The following is a 13,958-nucleotide window of genomic DNA, read 5'->3' as shown; positions in this document are numbered from 1 at the left end:
ATGCTTCGGGTCCTCACCTTCAACATCCGGGCCGGTCACGACCTGGCCAACCGCCTCGACCTGGGCCGGACGGCGGACGTGATCGCCGCCGCCCGCCCCGACGTGGTCGGCCTGCAGGAGGTGGACCGCCACTTCGATCCGCGCAGTGATCACCGGGACCAGACCGCCGACCTGGCCGAGCGGCTGGGTTGGACGGGCGTCTTCGCGCCGGCGCTCGACCTGGACCCGGAACCGGGTCATGATCAACGTCGGCAGTACGGCGACGCGATCCTCACCCCGCACCCCATGATCGACAACGCCACGTACCGGCTGGAGAACCTGCCGTCCGACGATCCCGACCTGGAGGAACGCTCCGCGGTCCGGGCGGCACTGGAGATCGGCGGCCGGACCGTCGAGGTGTACGTGACGCACCTTGATCACGTGTCCGCCGAGCAGCGGGCCCACCAGGCCCAGCAGGTCCGGGACCTGGTGACCGGCGACGGTCCGGTGATCGTGATGGGCGACCTCAACGCCGGACCGGAGGAGGCGTCGGTGCGGACGATCGCCGAAGGTCTGGAGGACGCGGCAGCGAGCCTGAACGGGTATCTGACCTATCCCAGCGACGTGCCCGAGCTCCGCCTGGACCACGTCTTCGTCCGCGGCCTGCACCCGGTCGATGCCGCCGTGCTCGACGTACGCGCCTCGGACCATCGCCCCCTGCTGGTGGACCTCGCCTGGCCGAGCTGAAGGGCCGGATCCACTCAGCCCAGCAACGCGCCGCGCTTGCGGTGAATACGGAGCTGATCAAGCTCTACTGGCAGATCGGCCGGGACATCCTCGATCGCCAGTCCGAGCAGGGCTGGGGAGCCAAGGTCATCGACCGGCTCTCGCGCGACCTGCGCGAAGCGTTCCCGGAAATGAAGGGCTTCTCGCCCCGAAACCTCAAGTACATGCGCTCGTTCGCCCAGGCCTGGCCCGACGAAGGATTTGTGCAGCAGCCTGTTGCACAAATCCCCTGGGGCCACAACATCGTCCTTCTCGACAAGTTCAAGGACCGCTCCACCCGGCTCGCGTACGCGGCAGCGGTCCTCGAGCACGGCTGGTCCCGCAACGTGCTGGTCATGCAGGTCGAGGTCCGCGCCGTCGAGCGCCAGGGCAAGGCTGTCACCAACTTCGAACGGACGCTCCCGGCCATGAAGTCAGACCTGGCGCGTGAGGTGCTCAAGGACCCGTACAAGCTCGACTTCCTTGGTCTCGGCGACGATGCTCAGGAACGGGCCATCGAGCAGGCGATCGTCGACCACGTGACCGAGTTCCTGCTCGAACTCGGCGCAGGGTTCGCCTATGTCGGCCGGCAGATCCACCTCGAGGTGGGCGGGGAGGCCTTCTTCCTCGACCTCCTCTTCTACCACCTCCACCTGCGCTGCTACGTCGCGATCGAGATCAAGGCCGGCAAGTTCAAGCCGGAGCACATGGGCCAACTCGGCTTTTATATGACCGTCATCGACGCCGACGTGAAGCACGAGTCGGACGGACCGAAGATCGGACTGCTGCTGTGCAAGACGAAGAACGAGGTTGTCGCCGAGTACGCGCTGAGGGACACGTCGCGGCCGCTGGGAATCGCCGAGTACCGGCTGATCGAGAGCCTGCCCGAGCCGCTGCAGACCAACCTGCCCACGGTCGAACAGCTCGAACGCGAGCTCCAGCAGGGTGGCGTGATGCAGGATGGGGCGGATGACGATTGAGGAACCCCGCTCGGCCGCGCAGCGGCGCGAAGATACCTTGCGCCGGCTAGAACACGATGTCGATCTCTGGGTGGCCACGGCGGAGTCGGGCACCGGAGCGCCGGCGCTGGTGCCGCTGTCGTTCCGCTGGGACGGCGAGACGATCATGATCGCCACGGTCGCGAGCAGTCCGACCGCGCGCAACCTCGTCGCCGGTGGCGCGGCACGGCTGGCGTTGGGTGCGACCCGCGACGTGATCATGATCGACTGCACGGTCGCGGAGACGGTGCCGACAGCGGAGATCCCGGCCGACGTCGGCGACGCGTTCGCGGCGAAGGCCGGCTTCGACCCGCGACAGGACACCGACCCCTATCTCTACTTCAGCCTCCGCCCGCATCGGGTCCAGGCTTGGCGGGAGGCGAACGAACTGTCCGGCCGAACCCTGATGATCAAGGGTCGCTGGCGCTGACCTCCGGGCCGGCGTCCACGCGACATCATGGAGCGATGACGATCTCCGAACCCTTGCCGGTCACGGCTGCCGAGGCGGCCGAGACTGCGTACTGGTCACGGCTGTACGGCCGCTGGGAGAGCATGGACCTGGCGGGTGTCGTGCAGTTCATGGCTGGGTTCAGGTCGCCGTGGTGGGTGGTCGGAGGGTACTGACGCCAGGTCGCGGCGGTCAGTGGACGAACAGGTTCATCGCCGATCACTCCGCTCCGCTCGAGGCGGTGACCTGGGTTGCCGCCGACAAGGTCCGGTACCTGAATCCGGAGATCGTGCTTCTGTTCAAGGCGCGGAAGCGGCGCAGGAAGGATGACCGAGACTTCGAGGTGGCGTGGCCACTGCTGGCCCGGGAGAAGCAGGACTGGCTGCGCGAGATGATCCGTCGCAGCGACTCCCATCACCCCTGGCTTGTCGATTCGAATCAAACGAAATAGACTTCACTTGTTTCGAACTTAGGGGGACTGCCGTGACGACGCAGACGCTGGAGCAAGAGACGTACCTGCCTGAGCCCGGCGACAACGCCGCGCGGGTCCTCAGCTTCATCAAGGCGCACCAGCGCCTCCGTGGAGAGACCCCGACGCCGCAGTACTTCCTTTCGGGCGAGGGAGAGGACGACCAAGTCCAGATGCCCGAGGCCTTCCATCGAGTCCTGCTCCAGGTGCTCGAAGCGATGGTTGCCGGCAAGGCGGTCACGGTTGCTCCACAGAACAAGCTCCTCACGACGCAGCAGGCCGCCGACCTCCTCGGCCTCAGCCGGCCAACGGTCGTGAAGCTGATCGACCAGGGTGAGTTGCCTGCCGACAAGCCTGGTCGGCGGCGTCGATTGGTCAAGCTCGACGATGTGCTGGTGCTGAGGGCCAAGCGTCGTGAAGAGCAATACCGCGCCATCATGGCGACGAGTGACGCGCTCGGCGACGAGGAGTCGATCGAGGACGTCGAGAATCGATTGCGGCGCATCCGTGCCAAGGCAGCGGAAAGGCGTCGAAAGTCGTCTACCTCTTGAGAGGATGACGACGTGTTCGCAGCCATCCTGGACAGCTGCGTCCTGTGGCCCAGCGTGCAGCGGGACTTCCTCCTCTCCTTGGCAGCAGAGAACCTCTACCGTCCGCTGTGGAGCGAGGCGATCCTCATTGAGGTCGAGATCAATGAGGAGGAGAAGCGGCTGGAACGCGGGGAACCGAAGAAGGACGCTCGGGACGCTGCACAGCACTTGATGGACCAGATGGCAGGGCATTTCGATGACGCCATAGTCGGTGGCTGGGAGCACCTCGAGGGGACGTTCGGACTTCCCGATCCCGACGACGAACATGTCGTGGCGGCCGCAGTCGTGGGCGGTGCTGGTGCCATCGTCACCGTCAACCTCAAGGACTTCCCGTCGACCCTGGTTCCACCGCAGATCCAGGTGATCCACGTTCGCGATTTCGCTGCCGATACGGCCGACATCAACCCTCGGCTGGCTGCGCGAGCGTTCGTCGAGATGTCTCATCGGCGAACGCTCCCGCCGACCCTGTCGGCCCATGAGTTGCTGGACCTTTGCGTTGAGCGTTACGAGATGGTGGAAGTCGAGCAGCTGGTGCGACCGTTCATTGATGCAGCCGAGCGCGCTGGGACCGGTTGCTGATGGTCCATCCGGTTTGGCGACTCGGGTCCGCCCCGCGCCTGCCGCGCAACTCCTTCAGCGACCTTCGGTAGGCAGACCGAACCGGGCGACCAGGTGCCAGAGCTTCTTGAGGTCCTGCGGCTCGTAGGCGCCCGAGCGGGCCGCGTTGCCGATCTCGCGGGCCGTGAGTTGATCATGGTCGGCGATGGCGGGACCGAGGACCAACGGCTCCGGCCCGCGGAAGGCGGGATGGCGGAGCAGCTCCTCCACCGTGAGGATCCGGCCGCCGGTCCACTCGATCACCGGGTGGGCCAGCCGTGCCGCGTGTTCCACCTCGGTGCCGCGGAACGACGGGTCCAGCACGATCGCCTCGACGTCGCGGTCGAGCAGGACCGGGCCGTGCACGTGCGCCTCGAGGTAGCTGTCGAGCAGTCCGCCTTCGCTGCTCTCGGACCGGTCCGTGTGCGGGCGGGCGTGGAACGCGTCGGCCGCGGCGGCAAGATCACAGCGGGCCGCGGTGCCGTACCCGGTCGGGTCGAGGGCCGAGTCGGGGAAGCAGAAGGTCGTGCGGTCGAGCACCGACTCGGCGAGCCGCAGGTGGCAGGACCCGAACCGGACCGCGCCGCCGACGTCGGCCCGGCGATGGTTCAGGGCGCCGTACCGCGGCCGCAGCTCGGGCGGTGCGTCGTCGTACGCACCGCCGAAGCTGCGCTGCTCCCACCGCCACCGATCGCCGCCGGGGAAGGCGGTCAGCCCGCCGTTGCTGATCTTGGTCTCGAACTGCGAGCGATAGACCTGCTCGTCGGCGAGCGCCTCGATCACCGTCCGGCCGCCGACCAGGCGGTCCGGATGGAAGTTCAGCGTGACCCGAAGCGTCCGGTCCAGTGGGCCACCACGGCTGATCGCCGCGACATGATCAAGAGCGGCGCGGATCCGACGGTCCGTCTGCTCAGTAGGCACGGGCCGCGATCGCCAGCAGGTCGGGCTCGGCGGCCGGGTCGTCGGTGTCGGGTACGCGGCCGTCGGGATGGATCAGGCAGCGCACCGTGACGCCCTGCGCGGCCAGCTCGTCCTCGCCGGTCTCGCCGACCAGCCGCCACGGGATCCGGGCCCACCCCGACCGGGCCGCCTCGATGGCGTCGCCGACCGACGCGACCTCGACCGTCCGGTCGTCCCGGAACCGTTCGGCTTCGGCCAGCAGTCGATCATGATCATCGGCGAGAGCCCGTACGGTCTCGGTCACCACGTCGGTCACCGGGCAGGGCGTCTTGCTGCCGAGGATGCGGCGGACCAGCGTCACCCGGCCGTCGGCGAGCTCACGCGGCCCCACCTCGACCCGCACCGGGATCCCCTTCAGTTCATGATCGACAGCCCGGCGCCCGTACGGCAGGTCGGTCCGGTCGTCCAGTTCGGCCCGGACCCCGGCGGCGGTCAGCGCGTCGAACAGCTCCGCGGCCGTCGCCGCGGGCGAACCGTCGCCGTCCTTGACCACCGTGATCATCGCCTGGGTCGGCGCGACCCGGGGCGGGACCCGGAGCCCGTCGTCGTCGCCGTGACACATGATCATGCCGCCGAGCATCCGGGTCGACGAACCCCAGGACGTGGTCCAGGCGAGTCGGCTGCGCTGCTCGGCGTCGGTGAAGGTGATCTCGAAGGCCTGGGAGAAGTTCTGGCCGAACTCGTGGCTGGTGCCCAACTGCAGCGCCTTGCCGTCGCCCATCATCCCTTCCACGGTCATCGTGTTGACGGCGCCGGCGAACCGCTCCCGGCGGGTCTTGCGCCCGGGGATGACCGGGATCGCGAGTTCGGTGCGCAGGAAGTCGGCGTAGGCCTCGTGCAGGATCCGCCGTGCGTAGTCGCGCGCCTCGGCCTCACTGGTGTGGGCCGTGTGCCCTTCCTGCCAAAGGAATTCGGTGGTGCGCAGGAACAGCCGCGAGCGCAGCTCCCAGCGCACCACGTTGGCCCACTGGTTCAGCAACAGGGGAAGATCACGATGCGAGTTGATCCACTTCGCCATGAACTCGCCGACCATGGTCTCGCTGGTCGGCCGGACGATGATCGGCTCCTCGAGCTGTTTGCCGCCGGCATGCGTGACGACGGCCAGCTCCGGCGAGAAGCCCTCGACGTGATCGGCCTCCCGGCTCAGGTACGACTCCGGGATGAACAACGGGAAGTACGCGTTCCGCGCTCCGGCAGCCTTGATCCGGGCATCCATCGCCGCCTGCATCCGTTCCCAGATCGCATAACCCCACGGTCGGATCACCATCGTGCCCCGGACCGGCCCGTTCTCGGCGAGCTCGGCCTTGGCGATGACGTCCTGGTACCACTGCGGGAAGTCCTGCTCCCGTGGGGTCAATACGGTTCTGGCCATCGGCCGAGCCTAATCAGGGTTCGCGGCGGCGTCCTCCGAATTACCATCGGCCGATGGAGTTGATCTATCTGTACGGGCCGCCCGCGGTCGGCAAGCTGACCGTGGCGAACGAGCTGGCGCGGCGGACCGGCATCCGGGTCTTCCACAACCACCTGAGCATCGACTGCATCCGGCCGGTGTTCGACTTCGGTACGGAGCCGTTCTGGCGCCAGGTGCACGCGATCCGGGAGAACGTCCTGGCCGAGGCGGCCCGCTCCGGTACGAACTTGATCTTCACGACGGTCTACGCGGGACCGGCGTCGGAGTCGCAGACCAGCCGCCGGTTCGATGCGGTGCGACGCAACGGTGGCCGGGTCCGGCCGGTCCGCCTGGTCTGTGACCGGTCGATCACCGAGTCCCGCGTGACCGACCTGCGCCGCAGCGAACTGGGCAAGCTCGCCACCGTGGACGGACTGCGGCGGGCCTGGGAGAAGGAGGATCTGGCGGCCGTCATCCCGGACGTGGAGACCCTGACCCTGGACACCTCGGTCCTGGATCCCGCGGCCGCGGCCGGCAAGATCATCGAGACGTTCCGGCTGCCGGTCGACGTCACTGCTCCTTGATCAGGATCCGGCGGACAGGTGCTCCCGGAACGCCTCGAGGGTGGCCCGCGCGCCGGCCGACGGCGCCGGCCGGGTGCGCCAGACGACCCCGAGCCGCGAGGTCGCATGCCTGGAATTGATCTTCAATCGGACCAGGTCGGTCGGCAGATCGGCCCGGGAACTGGTCAGGATGGCGACCCCCAGCCCGCGGGCCGCGAGCGCCCGGGCCGTGGTGGGCAGGGTGACTTCCCAGCTGACCGGAGCCGGTAGCCCCTCGGCCCGCATCATGGCGTCGTACGAGCTGCGCATGCCGGTGCCCGGCGCCAGCCCGACGACCGGCTGGTCGAGCAGGTCGGCCGGCGTGATCCTGGACCGTCCGGCCCAGGGATGCTCGGTGCCGACGGCGGCGATCACCCGTTCCTCGAGGGCGACCCAGGAGCCGAGACCCTCCCTCGGCCGGTCCACCCAGGAGGCGACGGCGAGATCGAGCCGGCCCGCCGCGACGTCCTCCTGGAGCTCGATCGACTTGCCCTCGCGGAGGGACAGTTCCAGCCCGGGATGGGTCCGGTGTACCTGCTGCAGCGCATCGAGGAACGCCGGCCAGCCGAGCCCGGCGACCGCGCCGATGCTCACCGTGCCGCGGACCAGCCCGTTCAGATCGTCGGCGACGGTACGGACCCGGTCGAGCTCGGTCAACGCCCGCCGCAGTTGATCAAGGACCGGTTCGCCGGCCTGTGTCACCCGGACCCCGCGGGCCGACCGGTCGAACAAGGTCAGGCCGAGTTCGCGCTCGAGCAGGGCGACCTGGGCGCTGACCCCGGACTGGCTGACGTGCAGAAGATTCGCCGCGGCCGTGAACGAGTGTTCGTCGGCGACCGCGAGCGCGTACCGGAGCTGATGCACTTCCATCAGTTCTGATGATACTGATCATCAGAAGTATCTGTTGGACCGATAGTGGTTCGGCGCCGAGGATGGAACCCATGAGAAGCACCGCGAACCGCCGGCTGGTCGGCGCCCTTCAGGTCGGCACCGCCACGGTCGAGGGCGTGGTGCTGTCCACGATCGTGTTGCAGGTCGCGCTCGAACTCGACCTGGCCGCCCCACTGATCGGACTGATCCTGGCGCTCGGGGCCGCCAGTTCCCTGATCCTCGCCGTGCCGCTCGGCGACCTGGCCGACCGGCTCGGGCTGAGCCGCGCCGCCGCCCTGTTCGCCGGGATCGCGGCGGTGGCAGTCGCCGGTTATGCCATCACCGATTCGGCGGCCGGGTTCGCGGTCGCGGCCATCGCCTTCGGGATCGCCCAGTCCACCTCGGCGGCGGCCCGCCAGGCGCTCGCCGTGGACGGCGCGGCCGCGGCCGACCGGCTCACCATCCGCGCCACCATGAACCTGTTGCTCAACGCCGGCATCGGGCTGGGTACGGTGCTCGGCGCCGTACTCGCCGCGTCCGGACTCGGTCCGACCACCCGGATCGCGTACGGGGTCGGTGCGGTGATCATGGTGCTGACCGCGGCCGGTGCCCTCGCCCTGCGCCGTCCGGTGCGGCCGGTCCGGCGAAGCGGTTGGGTCGGCACCCTGATCGCCCTGCGCGACCGCCGATTCGCGGCCGCCACCGGGTTCGCGGCCGCGATCCAGCTGACCATGCCGGTGCTGTCGGTGATCTTGCCGATCTGGGTGCTTCAGCAGACCGCGGCCCCGATCTGGCTGTCCGGCGTGGCGCTCGGGCTGAACACCCTGTTGGTGATCATCGGCCAGCGGCCGTATGCGGCTCGGGTGCGGACGCACCGGGCCACGGTGCGGACCGCCCTGATCGCGGCCGGCGGTCTCGGCGTCGCCGGCGCCCTGCTCGCCGTCTCCGGGGCGGTACGGTCTCCGCTGGCGGTGGTGGTCCTGATCTTGGCCGGCATCGTCGCCCTCACGGTCGGGGAGGTGTGCGGCGGCATCGCGACCTGGCGGGTCGCCCTTGATCACGTACCGGACGGGGCCGAGGGTCGCTACCAGGCGGCGTTCTCGATGTCGACCAGCGCCGCCCGGATCGTCGGGCCCGCCGTCGCCCTCCCGCTGGTGATCATGCTCGGCCCGGCCGGCTGGTTGATCTTGACCGCGGTGATGGCTGCAGCGTGCCTCGGCATCGCGGCCCTCGCCCAGGCGCCGATCACCCGGTCGGCCACTCCTCGCGGAGCAGTGCGTAGCTGAGGCCGTCGTACCAGGTGCCGTCCCGGTGCAGCGCCGTCGCGCGGCTGTATTCCTCGCGGCGCATCCCGAGGCGTTCCATCAACCGCCACGATGCCGTGTTGTCGGCGAAGCAGCCCGCGTGGACCCGCCGCAGCCGGAGCGCGTCGAAGCACAGGCCGACCACGGCGCGTACGGCCTCGGTGGCATAACCCCGTCCGCCGTGGCCGGGGTGGAACATCCAGCCGAGCTCCGCCTCGAGGCCCTTGGCCTGCGCCGCGACGTCGGTCTGCGCCCAGCCGTCCCGCGGCATGATCATGATGTGGCCGATGATCACCGCATCGAGGAGCACCATGACGTGCGTCGTGGCGCTCCCTTCGTCCTCCATCGCCGCGCGCAGCTCGTCCGCGGTCTTCGGGGCCCAGCCGAGCCAGTGCTGGACCGGCGGCAGCTGCTCGTACTCCCACAGGGCGTCGAGATCGTCCGGTGCGTACGGACGCAGCTCCAGGCGTTCGGTCCGGACCGGCCATTCGATCGAGGTCACCGCGGCAGGGTAACCCGGCCGGGCCGTGCGGAAATCCGGTGGAGTCGGGTCGGAGTGGTCTGTGACCATCGTGTGGTGATGATCGTGCGGCTGAACGACGCGGCAGTCGCGGCCTTCGAAAGGGCCGGCCTGCCGCCGGTCTCGCCTGCGCTCGAGCTGGTTCCGGAGCTGCGCAAGATCATCGCCGCCGGGTTGGTTCGGCACGGCGGCGCCCTGTTGTTCCCGCACAGTTGGGTGGTCAAGAAGAAGTACCAGCTCAAGATCGATCCGAGTCATCGGACCGGCCATCCGGACTTCACCGGTTGGGAGTGCGAACTGAACAGTTTTCATCTCGACGACGTGGTGCCCGTCCGCGTGGACGTGTCACCGGATGACGAACCCTTGATCAGCGAGCCCGATCAGCTGCTGATGCTGCGTCAGGGGCTGAAGTTCGCCCACGAGGTCGTGCAGCTGGCTCGTGCGCTGGATGCTCCGGTCCGCTGCCTGGTCAGCGTCGCCCGCGACAGCGGAACGTTCCGGTTCCACCGGGTGCGTCCGGGAGAGACCTGGGCCATGGCCGATCTCGACACGTACACGTTCGGAGCACCGAAGTTGATCGAGGTCGACAGCGGTCCGCACGATCTCATCTGTGATCACGGTTCGCCGACGACCGTCGGGGAGTCCATCGACGAGACCCGCGCCTCCCTGAGCTCGTACGGGAACTGTCGTCAGCGTCGACGGCGCAGAAGCTGATCAGGTCCGCGCGGGCGTGGGTGGGAAGACCTCGGTGAGCAGCTCCGCGACCCCGAGTCCGCAGTCGAGTCCGGCGATCCGGCCGCCCGCCTGGCGGACCCAGCCCTTCACCTCGTCGTTGGCGTTCGCGACGGTCGCCGACGCGAAGCCATGCCGGCCGTCCAGCATCGGCTGATCGTTGTAACCGTCGCCGAAGGCCAGCACCTCGTCGTGCCGGAGCCCGAGCTGTCCAGCCAGCGCGGCGAGGGACGTGCCCTTGTCCCGCGCCGCGTCGTAGATGTGCACGATCGTGCCGTTGGAGTTGCAGGCCAGGGTGCTGCCGGCGAGCTGCGGCTGCAGCCACTCGGCCAGCGCCTGGGCGCGCTCGGGCGTCTCGACGGAGATCGCCCAGATACCCCGGCGGTGACCGGTCTCCGGGTCGGAGATCCTGCTGTTCCAATTCCGCTGCCGAGTCTGCTCCTCGAGCCGCCGGCACCAGCCCTCGGCGATCGGCTCCAGCTCGGTCCAGCTCGACCGCACCTCCGTGTTCCACGGCTCGAGCGCCCGCAGTACCGGCCCGGCGTCGACGAGGTGCACCCACCGTTCGTCACCGATCAGGGCCGTGAAGTGCTGCACCAGGTCGTGATCGGTCAGCAGGTCCAGCTGGAAGTCGATCGAGCGCCCGGAGTTGATCACGCAGTGCACGCCGCGCGCAGCCAGCCCGGCGATCGCCTCGGCACACTCGGGGGCGATGCCGTTGCGGTCGTAGATCGTCCCGTCCAGGTCGAAGGCGACGAGTCTGATGGTCACGGAGTTCCTCCCGGGCCCGAGCCCAGTCGTTGCAGCGACTCTGTCGAAGCCTCGTCCGCGGCGAGATAGAGCAGCAGGTGTTGCGGCTCGTCGATGAACAGATCGAGCGTCTCGTACGTCAGCCGCAGCAACCCGGCGGTCGGGTGATTCAGCTGGACGTAGCCGTGCCGGTCCGGCATCACCAGCGGCGTCGCGATCCGGTCGGCGAACTCCGCGCCGGCGACCCGCGACATCTCTTCGATCAACGGCTCCGTCTCGTCGCAGGTGTCGAGCCGGAGTTGGGTCGCCACCCGATCGGCGACCGAGTCCCAGTCCGGGAAGGCGGACCGGGCGCGCGGATCGGTGAAGACGTACCGGCTCAGATTGCCCGGCGGGTCGAGCATCCCGATGGGACCGAAGAGCAGCCGGCCGACCCGGGTCGCCGCGATGACGTCGCCAACCCTGTTGATCACGAGCCCGGGGGCTGGGTCCAGGCGACTGAGCACGACGCCGAGCCGCGCCTGGACCGTTCCGTCGGGGCCGTCGGGGCCGATCGCCACAGCAACTCCTTGTCCTCGCCGAGCCTGGACTGTTCGGGATTCCAGGACTGATTCTAGGAGACATAGGACGTCTCGCGCTGTTGAGGCGAGCCTGCCTAAAGATGCGGGTACGGACATCAGGGCGCGGGCTACGCTCCGAGGCATGACCGAGCTTGCGGCAACGTTCCAGCAGGAGGCCGTGGCGGAGGCGTATCGGCATCGACCGCCGTACCCGGATGAGGTGTTCGACCGGCTCGTCGGGTTGATCGTCGACGAGCCGCGGCGGGTGCTCGACATCGGCGCCGGCGAGGGCGCGATCGCGCGGCCGCTCGCGCCGCGGGTCGAACAGGTCGTCGCGATCGACGTCTCGGCACCGATGGTTGCGGCAGGCCGGCAGCGCCCCGGCGGTGATCACCCGAACCTCGCCTGGCAGGTCAGCCCGATCGAGACCGCGGACCTCGACGGTCCGTACGCCCTGGTGACGGCCGGCGCGGCCTTGCACTGGATGCCGTGGCAGGAGACGTTCGCGCGGATCCTGCCGCACCTGACGCCGAACGCGCAGCTCGTCGTGATGGGGCACGGACCGATCGACCAGCCATGGTCGGCCGACATCCTTCCGATCATCCAGCGGCACTCGCGCAAGCAGGACTTCGACCCGGAATACTGCCTGGTCGGGGCGATCCAGGATCGCGGCCTGCTCGATCTCGCCGGTACGGTCCGGACGGCGCCGATCACGTACCGGCAATCGGTGGGCGACTACATCGAGCAGTTCCATTCGACCTCCAGCCTGGCCCGCGGCCTGATGGCGCCGGGGGAGGCCGCCGACTTCGACGCGGCCGTTGCGGAGGCGGTCAGCCCGTACGCGAACGACGGCTGGCTGGACCTGACGATCCAGGCCGAACTCAGCTGGGGCCGGCCGACCCTCGCCCACCGAGCAGACGGGGCAGGGTGAACCCGAGCAGCAGCATCGGGATCGCCATCGCGGCCACCGCAATGGTGAGCGGAAGCCCCACCGACAGGCCGGCGATCAGGCCGTAGGTGAGCAAGGCGGCGCACTCCCTTCCGAGCCCGGCCACCGAGGTCACCGTGGCACGAGCTTGGCCGGTGATCGCGTGCTGCAGCCGGATCTGCGCGCACACCGTGACATAGGTGATCGCGGTCAGGGCCGCCGCCAAGCCGACGAAGCCGACCGGGTGCATGATCAACGCGCCCGCGGCAAGCGCGACTGCACCGACGATCAGGGCGACTGCCGGGACGAACAGTCGGGTCGTCGACCAGCGCCCGGCAGCCCAGCTCGCCGCCGCGATCATGACACCCTGGGCAGCCAACAAGATCGGTATCACCACGGTCGGTACCCCGTGACCCCGCAACAGCAGCGGCACGTATTCGTCGATGGCGCCGAGGTTCAGGCACACCAAAACGATCAACACGGCGAACACGGCCCGGTTCCGCCGCGCCTCCGTCAGCCCGTCCCTCAGCGTGTGCAGGTAACCGCGAACGCCACCGTCGACGGCCCGGCTCCGCGGCTGCTCCGGAAGGGTCCAGGACACCACGGCGACGGCCACGCAGACAGCTGCGCTGACCCAGCCGACCAGCGGATACCCGCCCACAACCAGCAGGGGAGCGGCGGCGAGAGTCGCCACCACATTGGCCAGCGGGCTGATCGTCCCCGCGGTCCCGATCAACCGGCCGTACGACTTCTCATGGCCGGTCGCGGCCAACTCGTCGTACACCAACGCCTGAAAGGTGCCCGATCGCAGCGCGCTCGAGACACCCCACAACACGAACCCGATCGCGAAGATCGGATACGACGGCACCGTGACCAACGACGCGCAGCCGACCGCTCGGATCAGGCCCGCGATGATCAACAGGCGACGCCGCGAGACCCGGTCGGCCAGGGCGCCGGAAGGCACCTCCAGCGCAAAGGCCACGGCCGACCAGATGAGCAACAGGGACGAGATCTGTGCGGCCGACAATCCACTGTCGGCGAAGATCAGCGCGTAGACCGGGAAGAGCGGGAGGGCCTCGCCAAGAGCCGACAGCGTGTAGACCTTGATCCTCAAGCCTCAGGGTGGCATCGTCCGATCGTATTCCGTGGAGCCTCCGCAGTCAGCGGAATATCCCTGGACGAGGACTGCCGGCGGACGATCCCTACTTCACGTGGGTAGCCCCTGGGCCATCGCCCGGCTGATCTTGTGGATCCGTGCTCGGCCGCTGTCACAAATCTGCAATGCAACCCCTTCGCCAAGCCGATTTCGGCCGGCGGGCTCAGACGGTCGTCGCAACAACGGTCTTGGAGGTTGTTGTGGTGGTCGATGCTGGGTTGCGGGCGCGGGTGTTGGAGTTGGTGGCGGCGGGTGAGTCGTGCACGGAGGCGGCGCGTCAGGTCGGGGCTAATGCCCGGAGTGTGGTTCGGTGGGCGAATCTGGCCGGCATGGAATTGCA

Annotated in this window: 19 protein-coding genes; 12 read left to right on the top strand and 7 right to left on the bottom strand. The window is 68.8% G+C overall.

The window, feature by feature from the left end; all coding sequences use genetic code 11:
• The 7 genes from ACFQU4_RS32110 to ACFQU4_RS32080 all read left to right on the top strand — a co-directional run bounded on the left by ACFQU4_RS32110 (position 1) and on the right by ACFQU4_RS32080 (position 3,828).
• Positions 1 to 726 (top strand): endonuclease/exonuclease/phosphatase family protein, encoded by a 726-nt coding sequence (locus tag ACFQU4_RS32110; RefSeq protein WP_377500067.1) that lies wholly within the window; start codon positions 1 to 3, stop codon positions 724 to 726.
• A 41-nt stretch (positions 727 to 767) separates the two neighbouring features.
• Positions 768 to 1,724, top strand: a complete 957-nt coding sequence (locus tag ACFQU4_RS32105; protein WP_377500065.1) for a YhcG family protein — start codon at positions 768 to 770, stop codon at positions 1,722 to 1,724.
• Positions 1,714 to 2,172, top strand: coding sequence for a pyridoxamine 5'-phosphate oxidase family protein (locus tag ACFQU4_RS32100; protein ID WP_377500063.1), 459 nt, complete (start codon positions 1,714 to 1,716; stop codon positions 2,170 to 2,172). Before ACFQU4_RS32105 ends, ACFQU4_RS32100 begins: the two co-directional genes overlap by 11 nt.
• Before the next feature lie 35 nt (positions 2,173 to 2,207).
• On the top strand, positions 2,208 to 2,366 hold the full coding sequence (locus ACFQU4_RS32095) for a hypothetical protein (protein ID WP_377500061.1): 159 nt from the start codon (positions 2,208 to 2,210) through the stop codon (positions 2,364 to 2,366).
• A 65-nt stretch (positions 2,367 to 2,431) separates the two neighbouring features.
• Positions 2,432 to 2,641: a hypothetical protein gene (locus tag ACFQU4_RS32090; protein ID WP_377500059.1), complete on the top strand. Its 210-nt coding sequence runs from the start codon at positions 2,432 to 2,434 to the stop codon at positions 2,639 to 2,641.
• Between the two features lie 32 nt (positions 2,642 to 2,673).
• Positions 2,674 to 3,210 carry a helix-turn-helix domain-containing protein gene (locus ACFQU4_RS32085; RefSeq protein WP_377500056.1) on the top strand — a complete coding sequence of 179 codons (537 nt, stop codon included), beginning with the start codon at positions 2,674 to 2,676 and terminating at the stop codon, positions 3,208 to 3,210.
• A gap of 12 nt (positions 3,211 to 3,222) precedes the next feature.
• Positions 3,223 to 3,828 (top strand): PIN domain-containing protein, encoded by a 606-nt coding sequence (locus tag ACFQU4_RS32080; protein WP_377500054.1) that lies wholly within the window; start codon positions 3,223 to 3,225, stop codon positions 3,826 to 3,828.
• A 54-nt stretch (positions 3,829 to 3,882) separates the two neighbouring features.
• On the opposite strand, the gene ACFQU4_RS32075 is transcribed toward ACFQU4_RS32080, so the two are convergent.
• Positions 3,883 to 4,767 carry a DUF3626 domain-containing protein gene (locus ACFQU4_RS32075; RefSeq protein ID WP_377500051.1) on the bottom strand — a complete coding sequence of 295 codons (885 nt, stop codon included), beginning with the start codon at positions 4,765 to 4,767 and terminating at the stop codon, positions 3,883 to 3,885.
• On the bottom strand, positions 4,757 to 6,178 hold the full coding sequence (gene proS, locus ACFQU4_RS32070; RefSeq protein ID WP_377500049.1) for a proline--tRNA ligase: 1,422 nt from the start codon (positions 6,176 to 6,178) through the stop codon (positions 4,757 to 4,759). The genes ACFQU4_RS32075 and proS overlap by 11 nt, the downstream gene beginning before the upstream one ends.
• Positions 6,179 to 6,231: 53 nt before the next feature.
• On the opposite strand from proS, the gene ACFQU4_RS32065 reads away from it, so the two are divergent.
• Positions 6,232 to 6,780 (top strand): hypothetical protein, encoded by a 549-nt coding sequence (locus tag ACFQU4_RS32065; protein WP_377500047.1) that lies wholly within the window; start codon positions 6,232 to 6,234, stop codon positions 6,778 to 6,780.
• Here the strand turns inward: ACFQU4_RS32065 and ACFQU4_RS32060 are convergent, their stop codons facing one another.
• Positions 6,781 to 7,668 (bottom strand): LysR family transcriptional regulator, encoded by an 888-nt coding sequence (locus tag ACFQU4_RS32060; protein ID WP_377500044.1) that lies wholly within the window; start codon positions 7,666 to 7,668, stop codon positions 6,781 to 6,783.
• A 71-nt stretch (positions 7,669 to 7,739) separates the two neighbouring features.
• Between ACFQU4_RS32060 and ACFQU4_RS32055 the strand changes: the two genes are divergently transcribed.
• Positions 7,740 to 8,954 (top strand): MFS transporter, encoded by a 1,215-nt coding sequence (locus tag ACFQU4_RS32055; protein ID WP_377500041.1) that lies wholly within the window; start codon positions 7,740 to 7,742, stop codon positions 8,952 to 8,954.
• On the opposite strand, the gene ACFQU4_RS32050 is transcribed toward ACFQU4_RS32055, so the two are convergent.
• Positions 8,914 to 9,474, bottom strand: a complete 561-nt coding sequence (locus tag ACFQU4_RS32050) for a GNAT family N-acetyltransferase (RefSeq protein WP_377500038.1) — start codon at positions 9,472 to 9,474, stop codon at positions 8,914 to 8,916. The two genes, ACFQU4_RS32055 and ACFQU4_RS32050, sit on opposite strands and share 41 nt — an antisense overlap.
• Before the next feature lie 78 nt (positions 9,475 to 9,552).
• On the opposite strand from ACFQU4_RS32050, the gene ACFQU4_RS32045 reads away from it, so the two are divergent.
• Positions 9,553 to 10,206: a hypothetical protein gene (locus tag ACFQU4_RS32045; RefSeq protein ID WP_377500036.1), complete on the top strand. Its 654-nt coding sequence runs from the start codon at positions 9,553 to 9,555 to the stop codon at positions 10,204 to 10,206.
• Here ACFQU4_RS32045 and ACFQU4_RS32040 read toward each other — a convergent pair whose 3' ends face one another.
• Together ACFQU4_RS32040 and ACFQU4_RS32035 are read right to left on the bottom strand one after the other, a co-directional pair.
• Positions 10,207 to 10,995, bottom strand: coding sequence for an HAD family hydrolase (locus ACFQU4_RS32040; protein WP_377500034.1), 789 nt, complete (start codon positions 10,993 to 10,995; stop codon positions 10,207 to 10,209).
• The gene (locus ACFQU4_RS32035) at positions 10,992 to 11,534 is read right to left on the bottom strand and encodes a hypothetical protein (RefSeq protein ID WP_377500032.1); all 543 of its coding nucleotides are present in this window, start codon (positions 11,532 to 11,534) and stop codon (positions 10,992 to 10,994) included. Before ACFQU4_RS32035 ends, ACFQU4_RS32040 begins: the two co-directional genes overlap by 4 nt.
• A 142-nt stretch (positions 11,535 to 11,676) precedes the next feature.
• Here ACFQU4_RS32035 and ACFQU4_RS32030 point away from each other — a divergent pair, with 142 nt between their 5' ends.
• The gene (locus tag ACFQU4_RS32030) at positions 11,677 to 12,465 is read left to right on the top strand and encodes a class I SAM-dependent methyltransferase (RefSeq protein WP_377500030.1); all 789 of its coding nucleotides are present in this window, start codon (positions 11,677 to 11,679) and stop codon (positions 12,463 to 12,465) included.
• On the opposite strand, the gene ACFQU4_RS32025 is transcribed toward ACFQU4_RS32030, so the two are convergent.
• On the bottom strand, positions 12,416 to 13,576 hold the full coding sequence (locus tag ACFQU4_RS32025; RefSeq protein ID WP_377500028.1) for an MFS transporter: 1,161 nt from the start codon (positions 13,574 to 13,576) through the stop codon (positions 12,416 to 12,418). The two genes, ACFQU4_RS32030 and ACFQU4_RS32025, sit on opposite strands and share 50 nt — an antisense overlap.
• A gap of 167 nt (positions 13,577 to 13,743) precedes the next feature.
• Between ACFQU4_RS32025 and ACFQU4_RS32020 the strand changes: the two genes are divergently transcribed.
• Positions 13,744 to 13,958, top strand: a 215-nt coding sequence (locus tag ACFQU4_RS32020; RefSeq protein WP_377500026.1) for a helix-turn-helix domain-containing protein, incomplete at its 3' end; no start/stop codon positions are given.

The sequence above is a fragment of the Microlunatus sp. GCM10028923 genome (genome assembly GCF_042666975.1).
GTDB lineage: Bacteria > Actinomycetota > Actinomycetes > Propionibacteriales > Propionibacteriaceae > Microlunatus.
Note: the sequence above shows the minus strand (reverse complement) of the source record. Positions and strands in the feature narration are given on the sequence as shown.

Bases quoted from the DNA above. Each gene is read 5' to 3' on its own strand.
- ACFQU4_RS32030 (WP_377500030.1), top strand. From the start codon at position 11,677: ATGACCGAGCTTGCGGCAACGTTCCAGCAGGAGGCCGTGGCGGAGGCG.
- ACFQU4_RS32060 (WP_377500044.1), bottom strand. From the start codon at position 7,668: ATGGAAGTGCATCAGCTCCGGTACGCGCTCGCGGTCGCCGACGAACAC.
- ACFQU4_RS32100 (WP_377500063.1), top strand. From the start codon at position 1,714: ATGACGATTGAGGAACCCCGCTCGGCCGCGCAGCGGCGCGAAGATACC.
- ACFQU4_RS32110 (WP_377500067.1), top strand. From the start codon at position 1: ATGCTTCGGGTCCTCACCTTCAACATCCGGGCCGGTCACGACCTGGCC.
- ACFQU4_RS32095 (WP_377500061.1), top strand. From the start codon at position 2,208: ATGACGATCTCCGAACCCTTGCCGGTCACGGCTGCCGAGGCGGCCGAG.
- proS (WP_377500049.1), bottom strand. From the start codon at position 6,178: ATGGCCAGAACCGTATTGACCCCACGGGAGCAGGACTTCCCGCAGTGG.
- ACFQU4_RS32065 (WP_377500047.1), top strand. From the start codon at position 6,232: ATGGAGTTGATCTATCTGTACGGGCCGCCCGCGGTCGGCAAGCTGACC.
- ACFQU4_RS32045 (WP_377500036.1), top strand. From the start codon at position 9,553: ATGATCGTGCGGCTGAACGACGCGGCAGTCGCGGCCTTCGAAAGGGCC.
- ACFQU4_RS32055 (WP_377500041.1), top strand. From the start codon at position 7,740: ATGAGAAGCACCGCGAACCGCCGGCTGGTCGGCGCCCTTCAGGTCGGC.